At 38.6% G+C, this 21,683-nt stretch carries 20 protein-coding genes; 12 read left to right on the top strand and 8 right to left on the bottom strand.

Annotated elements, in window-relative coordinates; translation table 11 throughout:
• Positions 1–237: 237 nt before the first annotated feature.
• From G4Z05_RS05370 to G4Z05_RS05325, 10 genes are all read left to right on the top strand, one after another.
• A complete protein-coding gene (locus tag G4Z05_RS05370) occupies positions 238–585 on the top strand; it encodes an ASCH domain-containing protein (RefSeq protein WP_163250805.1) in 348 nt (115 codons plus the stop codon).
• Positions 586–808: 223 nt separating this feature from the next.
• Positions 809–2,533, top strand: coding sequence for an ABC transporter ATP-binding protein (locus tag G4Z05_RS05365; RefSeq protein WP_163250804.1), 1,725 nt, complete (start codon positions 809–811; stop codon positions 2,531–2,533).
• Positions 2,534–4,390 carry an ABC transporter ATP-binding protein gene (locus G4Z05_RS05360; RefSeq protein WP_240465314.1) on the top strand — a complete coding sequence of 619 codons (1,857 nt, stop codon included), beginning with the start codon at positions 2,534–2,536 and terminating at the stop codon, positions 4,388–4,390.
• A 436-nt stretch (positions 4,391–4,826) separates the two neighbouring features.
• Positions 4,827–6,074 carry an MFS transporter gene (locus G4Z05_RS05355; RefSeq protein WP_163250803.1) on the top strand — a complete coding sequence of 416 codons (1,248 nt, stop codon included), beginning with the start codon at positions 4,827–4,829 and terminating at the stop codon, positions 6,072–6,074.
• Between the two features lie 213 nt (positions 6,075–6,287).
• A complete protein-coding gene (locus G4Z05_RS05350; protein WP_163250802.1) occupies positions 6,288–7,469 on the top strand; it encodes an ABC transporter substrate-binding protein in 1,182 nt (393 codons plus the stop codon).
• A 213-nt stretch (positions 7,470–7,682) separates the two neighbouring features.
• Positions 7,683–8,564: a branched-chain amino acid ABC transporter permease gene (locus tag G4Z05_RS05345; protein ID WP_038537982.1), complete on the top strand. Its 882-nt coding sequence runs from the start codon at positions 7,683–7,685 to the stop codon at positions 8,562–8,564.
• 15 nt (positions 8,565–8,579) lie between these two features.
• Positions 8,580–9,554: a branched-chain amino acid ABC transporter permease gene (locus tag G4Z05_RS05340; RefSeq protein ID WP_163250801.1), complete on the top strand. Its 975-nt coding sequence runs from the start codon at positions 8,580–8,582 to the stop codon at positions 9,552–9,554.
• Entirely contained in the window at positions 9,529–10,308 is a 780-nt protein-coding gene (locus G4Z05_RS05335) for an ABC transporter ATP-binding protein (protein WP_163250800.1), read from the top strand. The genes G4Z05_RS05340 and G4Z05_RS05335 overlap by 26 nt, the downstream gene beginning before the upstream one ends.
• Position 10,309: 1 nt before the next feature.
• Positions 10,310–11,017 carry an ABC transporter ATP-binding protein gene (locus tag G4Z05_RS05330; protein ID WP_163250799.1) on the top strand — a complete coding sequence of 236 codons (708 nt, stop codon included), beginning with the start codon at positions 10,310–10,312 and terminating at the stop codon, positions 11,015–11,017.
• Between the two features lie 396 nt (positions 11,018–11,413).
• A complete protein-coding gene (locus tag G4Z05_RS05325) occupies positions 11,414–12,514 on the top strand; it encodes a PRK06851 family protein (RefSeq protein ID WP_163250798.1) in 1,101 nt (366 codons plus the stop codon).
• A gap of 35 nt (positions 12,515–12,549) precedes the next feature.
• Here G4Z05_RS05325 and G4Z05_RS05320 read toward each other — a convergent pair whose 3' ends face one another.
• Positions 12,550–12,705: a hypothetical protein gene (locus G4Z05_RS05320; protein WP_163250797.1), complete on the bottom strand. Its 156-nt coding sequence runs from the start codon at positions 12,703–12,705 to the stop codon at positions 12,550–12,552.
• 112 nt (positions 12,706–12,817) lie between these two features.
• On the opposite strand from G4Z05_RS05320, the gene G4Z05_RS05315 reads away from it, so the two are divergent.
• Together G4Z05_RS05315 and G4Z05_RS05310 are read left to right on the top strand one after the other, a co-directional pair.
• Positions 12,818–13,459, top strand: a complete 642-nt coding sequence (locus G4Z05_RS05315) for a DNA alkylation repair protein (RefSeq protein WP_240465319.1) — start codon at positions 12,818–12,820, stop codon at positions 13,457–13,459.
• A 74-nt stretch (positions 13,460–13,533) separates the two neighbouring features.
• Entirely contained in the window at positions 13,534–14,388 is an 855-nt protein-coding gene (locus G4Z05_RS05310) for a Cof-type HAD-IIB family hydrolase (RefSeq protein ID WP_163250795.1), read from the top strand.
• 269 nt (positions 14,389–14,657) lie between these two features.
• Here G4Z05_RS05310 and G4Z05_RS05305 read toward each other — a convergent pair whose 3' ends face one another.
• The 7 genes from G4Z05_RS05305 to G4Z05_RS05275 all read right to left on the bottom strand — a co-directional run bounded on the left by G4Z05_RS05305 (position 14,658) and on the right by G4Z05_RS05275 (position 21,329).
• The gene (locus tag G4Z05_RS05305) at positions 14,658–15,560 is read right to left on the bottom strand and encodes a FixH family protein (protein ID WP_163250794.1); all 903 of its coding nucleotides are present in this window, start codon (positions 15,558–15,560) and stop codon (positions 14,658–14,660) included.
• On the bottom strand, positions 15,557–16,234 hold the full coding sequence (locus G4Z05_RS05300) for an ABC transporter ATP-binding protein (protein WP_163250816.1): 678 nt from the start codon (positions 16,232–16,234) through the stop codon (positions 15,557–15,559). Before G4Z05_RS05300 ends, G4Z05_RS05305 begins: the two co-directional genes overlap by 4 nt.
• Positions 16,234–17,031, bottom strand: a complete 798-nt coding sequence (locus tag G4Z05_RS05295; RefSeq protein ID WP_163250793.1) for an ABC transporter permease — start codon at positions 17,029–17,031, stop codon at positions 16,234–16,236. Before G4Z05_RS05295 ends, G4Z05_RS05300 begins: the two co-directional genes overlap by 1 nt.
• Positions 16,988–18,331 (bottom strand): nitrous oxide reductase family maturation protein NosD, encoded by a 1,344-nt coding sequence (gene nosD, locus G4Z05_RS05290; protein WP_240465313.1) that lies wholly within the window; start codon positions 18,329–18,331, stop codon positions 16,988–16,990. The genes G4Z05_RS05295 and nosD overlap by 44 nt, the downstream gene beginning before the upstream one ends.
• The gene (locus tag G4Z05_RS05285) at positions 18,328–18,903 is read right to left on the bottom strand and encodes a hypothetical protein (RefSeq protein ID WP_205597444.1); all 576 of its coding nucleotides are present in this window, start codon (positions 18,901–18,903) and stop codon (positions 18,328–18,330) included. Before G4Z05_RS05285 ends, nosD begins: the two co-directional genes overlap by 4 nt.
• Positions 18,904–18,996: 93 nt before the next feature.
• Entirely contained in the window at positions 18,997–20,865 is a 1,869-nt protein-coding gene (gene nosZ / locus G4Z05_RS05280; RefSeq protein WP_163250791.1) for a Sec-dependent nitrous-oxide reductase, read from the bottom strand.
• A 20-nt stretch (positions 20,866–20,885) separates the two neighbouring features.
• A complete protein-coding gene (locus G4Z05_RS05275; protein WP_163250790.1) occupies positions 20,886–21,329 on the bottom strand; it encodes a cytochrome c family protein in 444 nt (147 codons plus the stop codon).
• Positions 21,330–21,683: the final 354 nt, after the last annotated feature.

Genomic DNA, 21,683 nt, shown 5'->3' with positions numbered 1-21,683 from the left:
TTCACTACTCCCCTTATTGTTAATAATTACATAAATATCATATCACTTTAGGAGAGCGGTTACACTTTTTAGGGAAGTTAAAGCTTTTCTTATAAAATTGGTGAAAGGGTTTACTGTATGTTAGGAGTGTTTGAAAAACTATTATCCGGTAATAATGTACGGTCTAATTCAGGTTATTTTTATTTTATGATTATTAATGATAATATAAATAACTGATATTGGAAGGAGGAAAACTTAATGACACATGAAAATCACTCTTTACCCCCAAAAACATGTACGATTGATCGTTTGATAACGTTGGAAGAGGATATAAAAAAGGTATTAGCTGGTAAAAAAACAGCAACACGCCGCAATGGAAGGTATGCTGACCCTGGTGAAATCATGACACTTGAAGGTCGTAAATTTGTGGTTGAAAAGGTTTACTCTCAAAGCTTGGGTGAATTGACTGATGAAGATGCCCGCAGTGAAGGCTACGAATCATTAGAAGAATATAAACAATCGATTCTATCCTTACATCCTGGAATGCCATGGCTACCGCAAATGCGGGTTTGGGTCCATGAGTTTCGTCCGCTAGAGGAAAAATAATTGTAAACCGGTCCCTAGAGAGGACCGGTTTTTATTGTATGCTGTCATAAAGTAAAACGATCCTACCCTCAAGTAACACGCCCCATCTGCAATAATAGTCTGCGTACCAAGAGTATTGTTCATCCTTGAGATATCTACCACTCAAAACTAATTCATTGTTTTGTTTAGGAAATCGAAATTATAATAGCATTATAAAATGAATGGCGGTCTGGAGTGGAAGCAAATGAAATTTTTATCAACGTACACAAAAAAGTATGGTAAGGCATTTAGCATTGCCGTTTTGTTTCTTACGATAGAAACAATATGCGATTTATTGCAACCAACGGTAATGGCGAATATTATTGACGAAGGCGTTGCAAAAAGAGATATAGGATATGTCATGAAAATGGGCGGATTAATGCTTTTGATTACCGCCTTTGGTGCTCTTGCTGCTTCTACTCGAAGTATATTAGCTAGTATTGTCTCACAAAATTTTGGTGCCGAGCTAAGGTATGATCTTTTCAAAAAAATTCAAACTCTTAGCTTTAAAAATATTAATAAATTTGACCGTGCTTCTTTAATAACGAGGTTAACAAACGATGTAACTCAGGTGCAAATCTTTGTTAATGGCTTAATGAGGATTTTTGTGAAGGCTCCGCTTTTAGCCATCGGCGGTTTGATTATGGCAACACGTTTAAATCTCCACCTTTCTATTGTCCTTGCCGTTGTTGTCCCGATCGTTGCCCTACTAATCTTCTTTAATATGAAACTAGGATTCCCTCTTTTTTCTAAGGTTCAGAATGCCTTGGATCGAGTCAACAGCGTGTTGCGAGAGTATTTGTCTGGGGTGCGTGTAGTAAAGGCCTTTAACCGATTTGAGTTTGAAGAAGTTAAATTTGCTAACGAAAATGAACATTTTAAAAAACAATCTATTGCTGCAAACCGTCTTATGTCTGTTTTTAGCCCTGCAATTATGTTGACCGTCAATCTTGGAATCGTCGTTGTTTTATGGCTAGGCGGCTTAGGGGTGAATAAAGGAGAAATACAAGTAGGTCATATCATAGCTTTTATTAACTATATGACACAAATCTTATTTTCTTTGATGATGATTTCCATGGTATTCTCTATGTTTGTCAGAGCAAAAGCTTCAGCTGCCAGAATTGGTGAAGTGTTTACTGAGGAGAATGATTTGACGTGGCAAAATCAAGTCCTGTCACAGGCCGAAAAAGGAAGAATTGACTTTGAAAATGTATCGTTTTCCTATGCCCCTGAAAATAGTGAACCTGTCTTAAAAAATATTAATTTGACCATTCTTCCGGGTGAAACCGTTGGCATCATTGGCTCGACCGGTTCTGGGAAAAGCACATTGGTTAGTTTAATTCCTCGATTTTATGATGTCACGAGCGGGGCCATTAGAGTTAATGGGGAAAAGATTCATGAGATGGATCCAAAGGAACTAAGGAAGAAAATCGCTTTTGTTCCACAACGAAATGTATTGTTTACAGGGACGATAGCTGAAAATATTCGTTGGGGAAAAGAAGATGCTACTCAGGAAGAAATTGAAACCGCGGCCCAAATCGCCTGTGCACACGATTTTATTGCCGCATCTCCGGAAGGATATGAAACTAGAATTGGCCAAGGTGGGGTTAATTTTTCCGGTGGTCAAAAGCAGAGGCTTTCTATCTCCAGAGCATTGGTTAAAAAACCAGAAATTTTGATATTGGATGATAGTACAAGTGCACTTGATGCAGCAACAGAAGCAAAAATGAAGGCAGCTTTAAAAAAATATACCAAAGATTTAACCACCATCTTGGTTGCCCAAAAGATTTCTTCTATTATGGATGCACATAAAATCATTGTCCTTGACCAAGGTGAAGTGGTGGGAATAGGAACCCACCAGGAATTAATGAAGAATTGTGTTGTTTACCAAGAAATTTACCGCTCGCAAATGGGCACGGAGGTGGTGTAAATGGCAAACGAGAAACGAATGCATGGGAAGAATAACCCTTCAGGACCACTATCTATAAGACCGGGCGGAGGTGCCCACTTCCGAGGGCAAGTGATCAAACCAAAAAACTTTCAAGGAACATTGAAGCGACTCTGGGGTTATATTGGCAAAGAGAAGAAAATTCTCACGCTTATTTTTTTATTTATCTTAGTAGATTCTATTTTGATGCTGATGAACCCGTATCTTATGGGAAAAGCGATTGATGCGATGACGGCAAACAATGAAAGTGTTGATTTTGACTTCCTTGAAATCATGCTGATTATCTTAACAAGTGCTTATATTGCTAATGCCTCCCTCAACTTTTTCCAAGGTTGGTTAATGGCAGGTGTTGCTCAGCGAATTGTAAAAAACTTGCGGGAAGCCCTATTTAAAAAACTGCAGAAGCTACCGATTTCTTTTTTTGATTCACGTACACATGGGGAATTGATGAGCCGGCTTTCCAATGATGTGGATAATATTAGTAGTACGATTTCTCAATCCACTACTCAATTAATGTCTGGGGTCATCGTCATCGGTGGCTCTCTTGTCATGATGTTGATTCTCAGTCCCCTATTGACACTAGCAAGTCTAATTACAGTTCCATTAGTGTTTTTACTAACAAGGACAATTGCCAAACGCACAAAAATATTATTTAAAAATCAGCAAGTACAACTTGGAAAATTAAACGGACATATTGAAGAGACGATTTCTGGTATTGAGGTAGTAAAAGCCTTTAATCATGAAGAAAAAGTTATCCAGGAATTTAATGAAGTGAATAATAGTCTTCGTCAGGTTAGCTTTAAGGCGCAGATTTGGTCTGGTTTTTTAATGCCAATCATGAATGTCATTAATAATTTTGGGTTTGCGGTTGTCGCGATCGTTGGAGGTACCTTGGCTATAAAAGGTCATGTAACTGTTGGAGCTATTGCGAGTTTTATCACCTATTCTAGACAATTTGTCCGGCCATTAAATGACCTGGCTAATATTTTTAATATACTCCAGTCTGGTGTAGCCGGTGCAGAGCGTGTGTTTGAAATTATGGATGAACAGGAGGAGACGGCTGATTCACCACATGCTGTGCCGTTAACAAACCCTAAGGGACACGTGGTGTTCGAAAATGTCAGCTTTGGTTACCGTCCTGATGTTCCTATTTTAAAAAATATTAACTTTGAAGCCAAGGTTGGTAGCAGCATTGCCTTAGTCGGTCCTACAGGTGCAGGAAAAACAACGATCGTTAACCTCTTGACCCGATTTTATGATGTAACTGATGGAAAAATCCTCTTAGATGGACGAAATATTCGTGAGTATACGAGGGATAGTTTAAGGCGTAGCTTTGGTTTTGTACTACAAGATACGTATTTGTTCTCAGGGACGATCAAGGAAAACATTAGGTATGGTAAGTCTGATGCGACGGATGATGAGGTGGTGAGGGCGGCACAGTTGGCAGGAGCAGATGCTTTTATCAGACGGTTACCACGAAAGTATGACACAGTTCTTTCTGAAAATGGAGGGAATTTGAGTCAAGGTGAACGTCAGCTGCTGGCCATTGCCAGAGTGATTTTAGCTAAGCCGTCACTGTTAATTTTAGATGAAGCAACAAGCAACATAGATACAAGAACAGAACTTCATATTCAAAAGGCATTCTCGTCTTTAATGAAAGATCGAACGAGTTTTATTATTGCTCACAGGTTGAATACCATTCGACATGCTGATCTAATTATAGTAATTGATAACGGGGAAATTATTGAGGCAGGATCTCATAAGCAATTGATGGAGAAAAAAGGAAAATACTATCAAATGTACTCTAGTCAAGTTCAAATAGCTGTTGATAAAAGTTAAAATATGAAAAAACAAAGAAGCAAAATAGATGAAGAGAAAATGCACTACGCATTTTCTCTTTTTTTAGATTAAAAGATTGATTTAGTGTCATTATCCTAGTGTTGTAACGCCATCGCTCCTCTCTCTACCTTCCACAATCCCTAATGTCTTTCAATTTCCGTCCTACGAAAAGTCAACATCAAAACTGCCTTTGGCTTATCATGTTTCCTCTATCTTAGTTGGTGTCCACCACAAGGAAGGCAACGACATATCATCATCGCACGACCGAAAGCGATAGCTATTGGGAGGAAGCCCTACGCCGCTGACCTGGGGGCTTTCGCTTTTCTTATAATGACATATGTAAAGACACATGTTAAAATACAATTTGGTTAAAGTAATTTTAATATAAATAGTTTGGGGAATAATGTAAATATCTCTGTAATAGAAGGGAGTTCATATGGAAAACGTTAAAGGTATTTTGAACGGGAAATGGCAAGGCCGTTCAGGAGGAAAAGAGGTGTCCAGTCGTAAATTACTTGGTATTGCAGGTATGGGCTGGATGTTTGATGCCATGGATGTAGGAATGCTGTCTTTTATTATTGCTGCATTAAGTGTGGAATGGGGATTAACACCTGGACAGATGGGTTGGATTGGTAGTATCAATTCAATAGGGATGGCTGTCGGTGCCCTTGTTTTTGGTCTTGCTGCAGATAGAATAGGTCGAAAAAATGTATTTATTATTACCTTATTATTATTTTCATTGGGAAGTGGTGCTTCTGCATTTACGACAACTTTAACAGCCTTTTTAGTACTAAGATTCTTGATAGGAATGGGATTGGGAGGAGAGTTGCCAGTCGCTTCGACACTTGTTTCTGAAAGTGTCCCTGTTGAAAAGAGAGGACAAATAGTTGTTTTATTAGAAAGCTTTTGGGCAGCTGGATGGCTAATAGCAGCCATTATTTCTTATTTTGTGATTCCAGAGTGGGGCTGGCAAACGGCTTTGCTGATTAGCGCTATCCCTGCTTTGTATGCATTGTATTTACGAATAGGACTACCAGATTCACCGCGTTTTGCAGCCGTTAAAGACAAAGAAAAGTTAACCATATTTCAAAATCTTACAAAGCTTTGGTCGAAAGAATATGGGCGGCAAACGGCCATGTTATGGATTGTTTGGTTTTGTGTTGTTTTTTCCTATTATGGGATGTTTCTCTGGCTACCTAGTGTAATGGTTATGAAGGGATTTAGCTTAATTAAAAGCTTTGAGTATGTTTTAGTGATGACACTTGCCCAATTGCCCGGTTATTTTACAGCTGCATGGTTTATTGAAAAAATGGGTCGGAAATTTGTGTTGGTTGTCTATTTAATTGGTACAGCTGTAAGTGCCTATTTCTTTGGTACTGCCGAGTCAACCGCTCTTTTAATGACATCAGGAATTCTTTTATCCTTCTTTAATCTAGGTGCATGGGGTGGACTGTACGCATACACTCCTGAGCAATATCCAACGATAATTCGAGGAACTGGTTCAGGGATGGCGGCTTCATTCGGAAGACTAGGTGGTGTGCTTGGCCCACTTTTGGTTGGTTATCTTGTAGCGGAGAAAGTTTCCGTACCGGTTATTTTCACTATTTTTTGTGTTTCCATTTTAATTGGGGCATTAGCTGTTTTCCTATTGGGAAAAGAAACGAAAAGACAAGAATTAGCATAAAACATTTTGGACAGAGAGGTTCCGATTTTCTGGGATCTCTTTTATTTATTCCATTCATTTATTATAAAAAAAATATTTTCTAAATTATTTTAAAATAATAGAAAATGGTACTAGACGAATGTGATGTTATTTTGTACAATGTTTTCAGAATATTATCTTTATTAGGAAGAGTAACACAATTGTTGGGAAAATTTAAAAACAGGGGGTCATGCTATGAGTAGAAAGAAAAAATTAGCCAGTATTTTTGCGTCATTTATGATGGCAGCAGGTGTATTGGCAGGCTGCGGAGGTGCAGCCGGGACAAGCGGTGGTGGAGAAAAAGGAGAAACCATAAAAATTGGTGCTAACCTTGAACTTTCCGGGGGGGTTGCTTCTTATGGACAATCCATTAAGGAAGGAATTGATTTAGCTCTTGAGGAAATCAATAAAGAAGGCATAGATGGTAAAAAATTGGAACTTGTAGCTGTCGACAATAAATCAGAAGCACCAGAAGCGATTAGTGGTGCAACCAAGCTGGTCAGCCAGGACAAGGTTGTCGCCATAATTGGTGCAGCTACAAGTGGTAATACAAAAGCACAGATAGAAATTGCGCAAAGCAACAATATTCCATTATTAACTCCGACTGGTACAGCCGCAGATATTACAGTGAAAGATGGAAAATTAAATGATTTCATCTTCCGTACATGCTTCATCGATCCATTCCAAGGGACAGTAGCGGCGAACTTTGCGATTAATGATCTAAATGTAAAAACTGCAGCTATCTTTATTGATAGCTCAAGTGACTATTCTAAGGGTCTTGCTGAATCCTTCAAAGAACTATTTACAAAAGAGGGCGGACAAATTGTTTCTGAAGAAGCGTATGTAGCGAAAGATACTGATTTCCGTGCCCAATTAACAAATATAAAAGCGAAAAACCCTGAATTCATCTTTATTCCAGGCTACTATGAAGAAGTGGGTCTAATTATTAAACAAGCACGTGAACTAGGTATTTCTGTACCAATGATGGGTGCTGATGGTTGGGACTCTCCAAAACTAGTAGAATTGGCTGGTGCTGATGCGCTGAATAACACGTTCATTACAAACCACTATTCATCCGGAGACTCAGATCCAAAAGTTCAAGAGTTTGTGAAGGCATTTAAAGAGAAATACAAGGATAAATCTCCAGATGCATTTAATGCTTTAGGCTATGATTCTGCTTATTTCCTTGCTGATGCTATTAAGCGTGCAGGAAGCAGTGATCCAAAGAAAATCCAAAAAGCCCTTGCAGAAACGGATGGTCTTGAACTTGTAACTGGAAAAATGAAGCTTGATAAGGATCATAATCCAATTAAAGCTGCTGTTATCTTAGAATACAAAAATGGTGAACAAACATTTAAGACAAAAATTACCCCTTAATTGAAAGCTATGAATTTTGATGGTTATGTTGTATAGAGGTGAGTTGGTGCAGGTTTCCGGTACCGACTACGTAAAGCCCATTCTTAGTGGAAATCAACATACACCAAACAAATTTTATAACGATCAAAATGAATAGGGAGCATATAATGTTCCCTATTCCAATTTTTAAGAATTAGGAAAAAATTCCTATCTCCATTGGAAGGAGTGGCAGACATGGAACAACTGATACAACAGCTAGTAAATGGAGTTTCCTTAGGAAGTATTTATGCGTTAATTGCTCTTGGGTACACAATGGTTTACGGAATTGTGAAATTAATAAACTTTGCCCATGGAGATGTGTTCATGGTCGGAGCATTTATTGGTTTTTATTCCATTACTGTTCTTGATTTAGGTTTTCTTCCATCATTACTTTTGGCCATGACCACATGTGCCATTTTTGGCGTATTAATTGAACGGATTGCGTACAAGCCATTAAGGAATGCAACAAGAATTGCAGCACTGATAACAGCGATTGGAGTTTCGTTATTTATTGAATATGGCATGATATATGTTCGCGGTGCACAGCCGGAAGCCTACCCTAATAACGTAGTTTCCATAAAAAGTTTTGAAGTGTTTGGCATTAAAATCAGTGGACAATCTTTGTTAATTCTTGCTGTATCGATTGTTCTTATGATTCTATTACAATTTATCGTTCATAAGACAAAAATTGGTAAGGCAATGCGAGCAGTATCTCATGATATGGATGCGGCTAAGTTAATGGGGATCAATGTGAATAATACCATTTCAGCAACTTTTGCTATTGGATCAGCATTGGCCGGAGCTGCAGGAGTTGTTTTTGGAATGTATTACACAAAAATTGATCCATTGATGGGGATTATCCCAGGGCTTAAAGCTTTCGTTGCGGCCGTTTTGGGGGGAATTGGCATTATCCCTGGTGCGATGGTCGGCGGTTTAGTACTTGGGGTTATCGAATCACTTGTAAGTGCTGCAGGATTCTCACTCTGGCGTGATGGGGTCGCCTTCGTCGTGTTGATTTTAATATTAATTTTCCGCCCATCCGGATTATTCGGCAAAAATGTTAAGGAAAAAGTCTAGGGGGTGGCTTGAACGATGAATGTATTGAAACAGGCAAAAGGTTTTTGGTTCACTATCGTTTTAGCCGCAATATTCTTTGTGGTCATGCAATTTCTTATTAATGGGGAATTCCTAAACCCTTTTTATGTGAACACGTTGTACACCATTGGTATTAATATCATTCTTGCCGTTAGCCTACATTTAGTGATTGGTATTACAGGACAGTTTTCCATTGGACATGCTGGGTTTCTTGCTGTCGGAGCCTATGTATCGGCGATTATCACCATGAAATTGGGTTTACCATTCCCGGTTGCTTTATTGGCTGGAGGGGTCGTTGCGGCGATCGCAGGAATCATTATTGGAATTCCAACTCTAAGGCTGAGAGGTGATTACCTCGCAATCGCCACCTTAGGTTTTGGAGAAATTATGAGAATTTTATTTTTAAATATTGAATATGTGGGCGGCGCCAGTGGGATGACGGTGTCGCACCTGATTACATGGCCGTGGTTGTTCGGTTGTGTTCTTGCCACGATCATCGTCATCGTCAACTTTACTAACTCTACCCATGGACGCGCGTGTATCTCGATCAGGGAGAATGAAATTGCTGCAGATGCGATGGGTATTAACACCACTTATTATAAAGTAATGGCGTTTGTCATTGGGGCTTTTTTTGCAGGAGTAGCCGGCGGACTTCACGCTCATAACTTCTATATTATCCAACCGACAAATTTCAGCTTTTTGAAGTCATTTGATATTTTAATTTTGGTAGTGCTTGGTGGATTGGGAAGCATGTCTGGCTCGGTAATTGCGGCCGTTTTATTGACAATTATCACGGCATTCCTCGCCAATTACCCAGAATTGCGAATGGTTATTTATAGTCTCGTACTAATTGTAGTAATGTTATTCCGTCCACAAGGCTTGATGGGAACAAAAGAAATTACTGCATTTTTAAAAATGAGTAAAGCCGCTAAAGGAGGGGCTCAGGATGGCAGCAGGCACACCGTTGCTTAAAGTAGAAAATGCTGGGATCAGATTTGGAGGGTTAAAGGCTGTTTCTGGGGTCAACCTTGAGCTCCGACAAGGGGAATTAGCAGGCTTAATTGGTCCTAATGGTGCCGGAAAAACGACTTTTTTCAACTTGTTAACCGGTGTATACGTCCCAACAGAGGGTAGCATTTCATTAGTTGGCGAAAAATTAAACGGGTTAGCACCCTATAAAATTACGAAGAAAGGGATCAGCCGTACATTCCAAAATATCCGGCTTTTTAGTGACATGACAGTTTTGGATAATGTAAAGGTAGCCTACCACTCATTAGCAAGGCATTCTATACTCAGTTCCATTTTTCGTCTCCCTTCTCATTTTAAAGGAGAAATGGAAATGGAAGAAAAGGCCATTGAGTTTTTAAAAATTTTTAAACTGGATCATGTCCTCCATGAAAAGGCGAAAAATTTACCGTACGGTCAACAGCGCCGTCTAGAGATTGCCCGAGCGCTGGCGGCAAAGCCAAAATTATTACTCCTTGATGAGCCAGCAGCAGGGATGAATCCGCAGGAAACAGAGGACTTGATGAATTTGATTGCGTTAATACGAGAAAAATTTGAGTTAACCATTCTACTAATCGAGCATGATATGAATCTCGTCATGGGTGTGTGTGAACGTATTTATGTGCTTGACCATGGACAATTAATAGCAGAGGGCACCCCCGAGCAAATCAGAAATAATCCAAAAGTCATCGAAGCATATCTCGGCGAGGAGGTCTCTTAACATGTTAAAGGTGAATGATATTAATGTTTATTATGGAAATATACATGCGCTGAAGGGAGTTTCGCTAGAGATCCATCAAGGGGAAATTGTCACTCTGATCGGAGCAAATGGTGCGGGAAAAAGCACTCTATTAAAAACACTTTCCGGTTTATTAAAGCCGAAAAGCGGAGAGATTCTATTCGAAAACGAACACCTTGCTGGAAAAGTCCCGCAATTAATTGTAAAAAAAGGAATTTCTCATGTGCCTGAAGGTCGACGTGTTTTTGCCAATATGTCTGTGGAAGAAAATCTCGAATTAGGTGCCTATTTACGTAAAGATAAACAAGGCATTCGTGAAGATTTCGAAAAGGTGTATCAGTTATTTCCACGTCTTTACGAACGCCGAAAGCAATTATCTGGAACGCTCTCAGGCGGTGAGCAACAGATGTTAGCGATGGGTAGAGCGCTAATGGCACGACCAAGGCTTCTCCTTCTAGACGAACCTTCCATGGGGCTAGCCCCACTGTTAGTAAAAACTATTTTCCAAATTATTGAGGAGATCAATAAAACCGGCACGACGATTTTATTAGTAGAGCAAAACGCTAATATGGCTTTATCCATTGCGGATCGTGCATATGTAATTGAAACGGGCAATATCGTTGCTTCCGGAAGGGCTTCGGATCTGGGGCAAAGTGATCAAATTAGAAAAGCTTACCTTGGGGGTCATTAATCAAGAGGCTGAACTGCCAGTGTTAAGTAGACAGTACAATTAAAAAATGATTTTAGCGGCTTTAGTCTTATATATTATGGGACTAAGGCCGTTTTATGTTTTTTGAAATTTTTATTGTGATAGAAGGAAATATACTTCTCAATAGCCCATTGCTAGCCTCCGTTTCTTCATGTTTGGAACGTACGACCGAAAGCAAAAGCTTTTGGGAGGAGGTCATACGCCCGCTAACCAGGGAGCTTCTACTTTTCTAATATTCACCCCCTTTTTTTCCTTGGGCATTCACCTATATTACATAGCAGCATAAGATGTAGTGTTAATCCTCTTTACATTTATACCAGTAAAGCTAGCCTTCAGAAATACGATTATAAGGTCAGTTGTTTAAAAGGAGTGTTGAAATTGGCAGGGAAAGTGAAAAATTATTTTGCCGGCGGTAATACAGCAAGGGGTTTCCATAGCCTATACGACTCCAACCTGCAAGGACTAGAGCGCTTATTTATTTTAAAAGGTGGACCAGGGACCGGAAAATCTTCTCTTATGAAGAAGATTGGTTATGAATGGCTTGAAAAAGGGTATGATGTGGAATTCCTTCATTGTTCTTCCGATAATCAATCCATTGATGGTGTCATTATTCGTGCTTTAAAAGTGGGTGTGGTAGATGGAACGGCCCCTCATGTTATTGAACCGAAAATGCCTGGAGCGGTAGAAGAATACATTAATTTGGGAGAAGCATGGGATGCGAAGGTTCTCGCTGCTCACAAAAATGAAATTGAAAAGTTGACGAACCAAATTAGCGAAGCATTTACTAATGCTTATGCAACCTTTAAAGAAGCATTAGATATCCATGATGATTGGGAAAAAATTTATATTAACAGCATGGATTTTCAAAAAGCGGATCAATTGACGAATAAATTAATCGAATCATTTTTTGGAAAAATGAAGCTTAATAAGAAAGCAGATGTACGTCACCGGTTTCTAGGGGCAGCCACTCCGAAAGGTGCGGTTGATTTTGTCCCAAACTTAACAGAAGAGATTCCAAAGCGCTATTTTATAAAAGGACGCCCAGGCTCTGGAAAGTCAACCATGCTCAAAAAATTGGCTGCTGCTGCTGAAGAGCGTGGAATTGACGTGGAAATTTACCATTGTGGGTTTGATCCTAACAGCTTAGATATGTGTATTTTTAGAGAGCTAGGTATTGCCATTTTTGATAGTACAGCCCCACATGAATACTTCCCGAGCCGTGATGGTGATGAGATTATTGATATGTATGAATTATTGATTGAGCCTGGTACGGATGAGATTTTTGCCGATATAATTGGTAAGATTTCCGATAAATATAAAAATAAAATGTTAGAAGCCACTAGCTATCTAGCCAGAGCTAAAGAACTTCATGATAAGCTTGAATCCATCTATGTTTCAGCGATGGATTTCTCAGTAGTCGAAAAGATTCAAGAGGAAATTACAAAAGAAATACAAATGCTAGAAAAAGCAGACCACTAACTTAAAAGTGCCGGGAAATAGCTTTCCCGGCACTTTTATTTTTGTGGATTAGTTTTACTTTGTTGATCTTTATTATGCTTATTCCCTTTACTGTTGTCACCGCTGACAAATTCAGTGGCAAATTCTGCTTCCGCTTGACTAGCACGAGGTGAATTTTGATTATGACTGCCTGTATTATATTTTTTTGTCATTTTTCTTCTCCTTTACATTGGAATAATGTTAGTTTGGCATGGTACGATAGTTTTATGTATCCAAAAATTGGAGGAGATTAATGTGGAATCTTCTATTCTCACGTTAAGAAAAATGTTTGAAGAAAATCGCAATGAGCAAAATGCCATTCACATGGAAAATTATATGAAGAATCATTTTAAATTCTTTGGGATAAAGTCTCAAAAAAGACGGGAAATAGAAAAGCATTTTTTTCGTGAAACGGGAATATTGAAAGAACCATTTAACCAGGAATTTGTTATGGAGTTGTGGAAACTGGATGAACGGGAATTTCAATATGCTGCATTAGATTATATTGAAAAATCACTGAAAAAATTAATTAAGGAGGATTTGCGATTTATCGAACGACTTATTATGAGCAAATCCTGGTGGGATACGGTGGATGTGCTAGGGCCAAAAGCTGTCGGTGCCATCGCCAGCAAGTATCCTGAGGTCATTGAAGAAACCATTAGTGGATGGGCAATTAGTGACCATATATGGCTAAGGCGAGCCGCTATTTTATTTCAATTAAAATATAAAGAAAATACGAATGAAGAACTGCTTTATCAATACATACGGCAAAATGCGGATAGCAAGGAATTTTTTATTCAAAAAGCAATTGGATGGGCATTGAGAGAATACTCAAAAACAAATCCAGATTCGGTTAAAAAATTTATGGCTCATCAGAAATTGGCTCCGCTTAGTTTCAGAGAGGGTAGTAAGTATCTATCTGTTTGAAACGGATTTGGTGAAAATCTCCAATTACTCGTGATACAATGGCAACTATAGAAAAAAGAACGGAAGGTGACAACATGATAAAATGTATAGCAACCGATATGGATGGAACATTATTAAATTCAATGCAGCAAATTAGTGAGGAGAATAAAGCAGCAATCTTAAAGGCACAGAAAGCTGGGGTTGAGGTTGTCGTAGCTACTGGCAGGTCTTATCAGGAGGCAACTTATGTCCTTAACAAAAAGGGAATAACTTGCCCGATTATTTGTGTTAATGGTGCAGAAGTGCGTTCTAAAGAGGGGGAGGTAATTTCAGCAACTCCAATTAGCAAGCAGGTGGCTCGTGAAGTAGCGGCAAAACTGGAGGAAATGGATATTTACTTTGAAGTCTATACGGATAAAGGGACCTACTCGGTCGATCTTGAAAAGGCCGTTTCGATACTTGTGGACATTGTTGTTACCGCCAATCCTGAGGTCGATCCTGAATTTGTTAGACAAAAAGCAGAAGCCAGACGGAGGGATGGTTTAGTTCATCCTATAGATGATTATGAAACTCTTTTTAATAATGATGAATTTCGAATCTATAAGTTTCTGGCATTTTCCTTTGACATGGACAAATTGAAAGCTGCAAGCGAGTCCCTAAAAGAATTAGAAGATCTGAATGTGACGAAATCAGGCGTTGAAAATATTGAAATCACTCATCGAAATGCCCAAAAAGGAATTGCCTTAGAGGCGTTTGTGAATGCAAGAGGTATTTCTCTGTCTGAAACGATGGCAATAGGCGATAATTTCAATGATGTATCTATGTTTGAAAAAGCTGGTCGGGCAGTAGCAATGGGGAATGCAAGCCCTGGCATTAAGTCACTTTGTGATTGGGTGACGGATACAAATGACGAAAGTGGAGTGGGCAAGGCTATTTTAGAAGTTTTATAAGAATGGCGAGGTATTTGCCTAGATGATTAACGATTGAGAGGTATAATTTTTCTGGTATGATTTTGTTACTTTCAGGCGGCTTTATGGACGGAAACGCTCCAAAGAATGAACGGAAACTACGTAGAGTCGGAGATTCTAAAGTGGATAGAAAAGTCATCTTACTGCCAAGGCCGTGTGCTAGTTTATTTCCAAAGTTAAAAAATAAATTTACATATCTTGCAATAAAAAGGAAAAAGGTGTTAGGTACCATTTTCCTTTTATTTGTAAGATCATAAGATCTCGATTTTTAAGGTATTGACTTGGGAGATGAGGAGTTTTTCGTATTGTTTTTGGGCTTGATAGTAGATTTCTTGTTCCCCATAGGAAGGGTTTTCTTTTTTAATTTTGACGATTAGGTCTTTTTGAATTTTTTGGGAAAGGACGATCATTTTATAGTGTTCACGTTCTGTTGCCCAAAATTTTTCTTCTCCATATTCTTTAATCATGTTCGTGGCCGACTCGAACTGGGAATATTGGCCGCGCAGTTTCCTAATCGCTTCTTCTACTTCTTCGTTTGTTGCCTTGTGTCCTTTCTCTTGGGCAAGTACCGCCATTGAACGAAGGCGGATGATTTGGGTTAACAATTGGTTTTGATCTTCAATAATAGTTTTTTGAGAATCTAAGTAGGCTAATTCTTCTTTCAATTTCTCTCCGGAGTAATTTTTTCGGGCTGTCTCACGGTTCATTTCCAATTGTAGCTGATTAATCAACTTATAAAAATTGATCTCTTCTTTGGTAATCCATTCTCCGTTAATTTTGGCTACACCTTCCGCCTTCTTCACTTCTATTTCAATTACTTTTTCCGTTTTTTTACCATTCTTTTCTATTATAAATGCTGCTTCGTATTTTCCACTCATGGATAAGTCCGCCTCACCGAAGTAAATTCCATTTCCTTTATCTGTGAATTTGACCTCACTTGTTCCATGGGCCATATTTTTCATTGATAATAAGGCTTTAATGGTTAAGCCTTCTACCGCTTTCCCATCTTCTGTTACTTTAATCTCAATAGTAGAGTTTTTTCCAGCTTCGAAATAGACATCTTTCGTCACTTTAATGTGATATTCAGAACCTGAACTACAGGCCGTCATGAGTGCCATGACAAGCAGTAAAGCCAACACCATCCGTTTTTTCATACTTCTATACCTCCTAGGCAGTACTTATCTAAAAATTCTCTTACTTTATATTTCTTTATTTTACCATCATTTAGATAAGCAACATGAGTGCAAATTTGTTTTATTTCGTCTATGTGATGGGAGGAAAGTAAAATGGTTTTATTTTGTAGAGATTTTAACACCTCTAAAATTTCTTTTCTGCCCATTGGGTCAATCCCGCTCGTTGGTTCATCGAGAATGAGAATATCTGAATTTTGGTAAAGAGTGATTGCCAGTCCGAGCCGTTGAAGCATCCCTTTGGAATAATGTTTGACCTGCATGTTACGGTCATCCCATAAACGTACGGACATGAGCACCTGCTTCATTCTCTCGGTATCAGCTATTTTTGAAATAGTTTCAGCAAAAAAAGTTAAATTTTCTAATCCAGTCAAATGGGGATATAGCATAAATTTTTCTGGCAAATACGAAATGACTTTTTTCCAGTGATGGGTTTTATGAGAAACGAACGCCCCATTGATGGTAATTGAGCCTTGTTTTACCGGCAAAAGTCCAACCAAGCTTTGGATAAACGTAGATTTTCCGGCTCCATTGCGGCCAACGAGGGCACAGATTTCACGACGGTCGATGTGAAGGTCAACAGATTTCAATACTTGCTTTCTTCCAAAAGATTGACTTAATTTTTCTACTTTGATCATCACTCATGAACATCCTTCCTGTTAAAGAATACTGCACTGGCAAACGATCCAACCATCCAGAATGCAAAATTACCAACTAGGAAGGCTGAAGGTTCTGTCCACATAAATTCCTGCAGGAGCCTTGACATGTGGCTAAACGAATAAACCTCCATGCTCGTTTCTAAAAATATCCGTATTGCTTGCAATGGATTTAAAAAGTAGAAAGTGGAAAAAACTTTTACATTTTCGTTGGTGATATGTGGTAATAGAGATAGTAGGATAAAATCGTGCAAAAAGAAAAAGTAAAACCATATAAAAATTGTATGGCCGATAATTTGCATCCTTGAGCGACTAAAACTGCCGATTGCGGCACCCACTTGCAAAAACAACACTGACATCAAAAGAATGCTTAAAATAAAAATCAGATAACTTTTAATGTCAAGCTGGAACTGAAATTTCAATAAAAGGAGATACAAGAAAAACCAGGCTAAAAGCGGCAAAAGAACGACCACACTAATCCCAAGGATTTTTTTTGCTAAAAAACTGGCGTAATGGTCTTTTTTTGTTAGTAACATAATTAATGTTTTTTGTTCTTTTTCTTGAAAAATTGAGAATGCGCCAATAAACAAGCACAAAATTGGAATAAAATAAACAATTGTATCAAACAAATTGATTAGTAGAATATAGAACCCATGATCAAGGGGATGGCTGGCGAAGCGGATCAGAATAATAAGAGAGAGCAGTACAATAATGCTTACTGACAGCCACAGTCCTTTACCTCTTATGTTTTCCTTCCATTCTTTCCAAATGTAATGCATATGGATGTCTCCCCTTTATGAGAATCACGGCCAATAAACTTAGGACAGCAACCAGGATGAATGAGTGGTTCCTCTTTCTCTGTACAAGTGGATGTGGATCTTTGAACATAACCTCATTGTCATTTAAAGCAGCATTAATTTTTTCATAGATGGTAATAGCATGGCTTTTTAAAAATAGATTGGTTAATTCCTGCTTTTCTAACAGTTGATGGAGTGAAGAATAGTATGTTATTGGAAAATCTCCGATACCGTTTTGGTCAAGATCAGTGAGAGGGAAAAAAGTGCCCCAATCATTGCCTTTGCCGTCTTTGCTCCAAGCATTGCTTTCTCCTTTACCACCAATGAGGGCTGCAGGTATGGTATTTTCATAGATTTTATTCAATGTAAAAATTTGTTCATTGGAACTGGCCCAAAGCTCAATACCAATCTCGTTTTCAATAATCTTGTTGTTTTTAATGATATTTTTAGTGGACTGATCAATATACAGACCTCTCTGGTTCAAATAAAACATATTATTTTCAATGTTGTTTTCATTTGCCTGCAATAGTAGAAGCCCAAAAGATTGATTGCCATAATTGATGAGAAATTGGTTGTCTTTCAGTTTAAGACGATTCGAGTTCATGATGGCTGCTCCGCCTTGATTCATAGTAAATATATTACGTTTAAAAATATTCTCATCGGAATACATATAGTGCAAGCCATATCTTGTATGGCTGATATGGTTATCATAACTTTTGTTTCGGTTTGCATAGTCAAAGAACATGCCATCACGTGTGCCCTCGATCTTGTTGTGGGCAAGTAGATTGTTGTTAGCATAATAAATGTGTAGTCCATTACCTTGCGCAGCAATTTTACCTTTGCCCATCCCTTTAATGTCATTGTATTGAATCGTATTATGATGGGCCTGGCTCAAGTAAATACCATGATAGGAGTCACGGATTTTAACATGTTCAATGACATTATGGTTTGTATGAATTTTAATGGCCGCATACTCTTCAGCTGTATTACGATTCATACCACCATGAATGACAGTAAGATGACGTAGTTTTACTCCTGGTGCTTTGATGGAAATGACATTGCTGGTCCCGTCTCCTTTAATGACCGTATGTTTTGAACCAATAATCGTAAGTCTTTTATTAATAACAATATTGCCCTCATATGTCTTGTTTCCCAGCTTTAATACTGCTCCTTCTTCCATGGAGTCGATAAGTGACTGTAGATGATTAGAGGCTTCATATTCCTCTGGATTGCTTATCAAGATAAGAGAGAAAAAGATTAATAGGAGCGTAATTTTTTTCATTTTGTCTTTCGATCCTTCCATAACGGAATGAGCAATAGAATAAAAGCGACAATGAGAAGATAGGCCCCTAGTCCGAGTACACTATTTGTTACAAAATTGGCAACGGTGTTCTCCCCAATAATGGGCGGAATAAATGGCTCAATCTTAATGGGTGCCGTAGGGCTTAGATTCATTCCGAATTGGCGAAGTGCTTTTCGAAGATCCCAGACCCCTAATGCACCGCCTAAAACATATAAGCAGATTAATCCGTAAAGAAATAATTTCTTCCTAAGAATGGCGGTTATTATTGTTAGGAAGGCATATCCGCTGACAATATAAGGCAAATAAGTTAATTCAGGAAAGGTTTTTTCACTAAAATTGGCCATTCCGATGTAATGGTTCAGGCCGTTAACGATATCGATTTCTCCTTCGAGTTTATAAGGATAAACAATGATATTCAGACCTTCTGGATATTGTGGTGCAAAAAAAATCATTTTCCACCATGGGAAAAAGATGGAGACGACAAGCAAAATAGCTGAAACTACAATGATTATGGAAGAGGTACTAGACAAATCTTTATTGCGGACGTTCAAGCTTACCACTCCTCTTATAGTGAAAATCCCAAATAGGATAGGGCAGTTCCCATCTTGTTCATACACTGGAGGGATGGGAACTGAAACTGTTGTTTATTGTTTTGGTTTTACTAGGAAGTAACCCGTCATCTCTTGGTGCAAGGCAGAGCAGAAGTTAGTACAGTAAATAGGGAATGTACCTGCTTTATCTGCTTTAAATTTGACGGTATTGGTTTGACCAGGCTGCACCTCGATATTCAAGTTATAACTGTTGATTGCAAAACCATGAGTGATATCTTCATCGAAATCAATATTGGTCAAATGGATGGTGACTTCGTCGCCCTCATTCACTTCGATGACATCTGGACGTTTTGATTTGACATCAAAGATAAATTTGGAGCGCATTGCAATACCATATACATCGACCTTATTACCGTTGCGAACGATTTTAGCCTGCTCTTGTTTGTAAATGGCATTTTGGTTTTTCTCGTCTTTTTCATACACTTCAATTGTTTTAATTTTGTCGGCTTTAATCATTTGTGCATAATGTGGCTCAGGATTGACTGGAACAGATTGAATGACCTTCATCTTGCCACTAATATCAATTAATTGCATTGATTCAGGATGAGAAGGTCCAACAGACAAGTAGCTATCTTTTGCAATTTTATTTAATGCTACAAGCCATTTCCCATCTGGAGATACGGTGTCTCCTTCAGCCGATACAGAGTGACCAGGAGAATATTGTACAGGCACGCGATCTAATGTTTTTCCAGTCTTAGGATCCCACTTCACGACTTCAGAAGAAATAAACATCGTTGTATAAGCCATGCCTTGGTCATCAAATTGCGTATGGAGTGGTCCGAGTGCATTTTCAGGATTGACTTCGCGTTCCATCACTGATTCGTATTTTAGAATGGGTATGCCATTACGGTCTCCAGCAAATTCTTTATGTTCAATAGCCTTAAATGCTTTTTCGAATGAGAATACTGTTAACGCGGGAGCCAATTTACCAGATGCGATGAAGTACTTACCGTCTGGAGTAACGTCCACGCCGTGCGGTGACTTTGCGACTGGTACTAAATAAATGCCACCTTTATGCTTTTCGGGAAAAATCATTTTTTGTCCATCTATTTCTTCATATTGTCCGTCCTTAACCATTTTCGCTAGTTCCTTCCAATTAAAAAGAACAATATAGTCACGGTCAGCTTGTGAGGCGTTAATTTCCAAATTTGTTGTCGCTTCTTCCGTATTATAGGTGGTCATTACGGCCCAATCAGCGGACACTTTTTTACCGGCATCAGAAAGGTCATAGGACCAAGGCGGTAAGGCAACTTGATATTCAATGTTTAGCTTTGTATTTTTCTCATCAAATGTTACCGCTGACATGACTCCTCGATATTTTTTGCTATAATCATCAAGTGGTTCGTACTTGGATCCTAGGGGAACGGAAAAGCGGGTTGGTAGGAACAAGTACTCTGTGTTCTCTGTAACAAAGGCTGCACAGTGCGGACCACTTGTATTTGGAACATTAATAATGTCTTTAACAGTAAAGGTTTTTAGATCCATAACGGCTGCACGGCTGTTTCCAACATCGGTTGCAAACATATATTTGCCGTCATAGTCTCCATTCGTTTCAGAGAATGCCGGGTGATGAAGGTCACCCCACGTATAATCCCCCATCATTTTCTTAGAATGTTCGTCAAATCCGTAACCAGTTGCAGAATCCGGTGAAAAGACAGGTACAGTACGAATATGGCGCATGGATGGTACTCCATAAATAAACATTTGTCCGGAATGGCCACCAGATGCAAATAAGTAGTATTCATCTTGTTTTCCAAATGGTACATACACTTTTTCCGCATCACTCTTCGTACTGCCTGAAACGGTTTTATTCTCCGTCCGAGAGGAAAAGTTGCCGAAGGAGATGGTTGCTGCTAAAAATCCAGCTAATAAACCGGATGTGATAGGAACCCATGCTTTCATTGATTTACACCCCTTAACCATCAATTTTCTGAAGCTTTCTTGAGCAACTCGATGACTTTCACGCGTTCGTCATCGGTTAACGGGTTGCCGCTTATAACACTTGACATAACAGCAGATGTAGGTTCTTTTAAGAATTCCTCAATAGATTTGCCATGTTTTCCTTCTACATTTTCATAGGCATTAGAGAGATCAGGGCCTGTTGTACCACCTTTTAAACCTAGTGAATCAACGGAATGGCAGCTCAAGCAGCCCTTTTGATTAAGAATATTGTCACTTTCAGGAGTTGCTACAGAGGCTTCCTCTTTTGGCTCAGTGCTTTCTTTGACTGTTATTGATTTTTGATGATCCGCCTGGGTAATTTTCGCGTCATTGTCGTTGGTATCCATAATGACGCCAAAGACAAGATATCCCAGGCCAAAGCCAAGCAAGGCACTGAGTACAAAGCTAATAATGGCTTTATTCATGTTTGCCCTCCTCCTTTTTTAATTGAACAATTTGATGTTAATCTTTGGAAATTTTTTTATTAGTGATGTTCATCACGAATATGGATTGGATTTTGAACGTTTTGTGAAGGGAGGAGCACAAGGGTTAAAATCATGCTGTTTAAAAAAATTGAACTTTTTGTGAATCTGAATAATTTTTGGTAGTATCAATGAAGAGTAAAATATCAATTAAAAAAGGTAATAAACGTGAAAAAGTGAGAATTTCATCTAAGATGAGAAGGAAAAGCTAATGGAAAAATGGAGTCAGTAAAGGGGAAGAATCACTTTAATGTGATGAAGTATTGTGTTATAATTCGGTAGTATTGCTTATATGAA

The sequence above is a fragment of the Neobacillus thermocopriae genome, assembly GCF_010975035.1.
In the GTDB taxonomy this organism is placed as follows: Bacteria; Bacillota; Bacilli; order Bacillales; family Cytobacillaceae; genus Neobacillus; species Neobacillus thermocopriae.
Note: the sequence above shows the minus strand (reverse complement) of the source record. Positions and strands in the feature narration are given on the sequence as shown.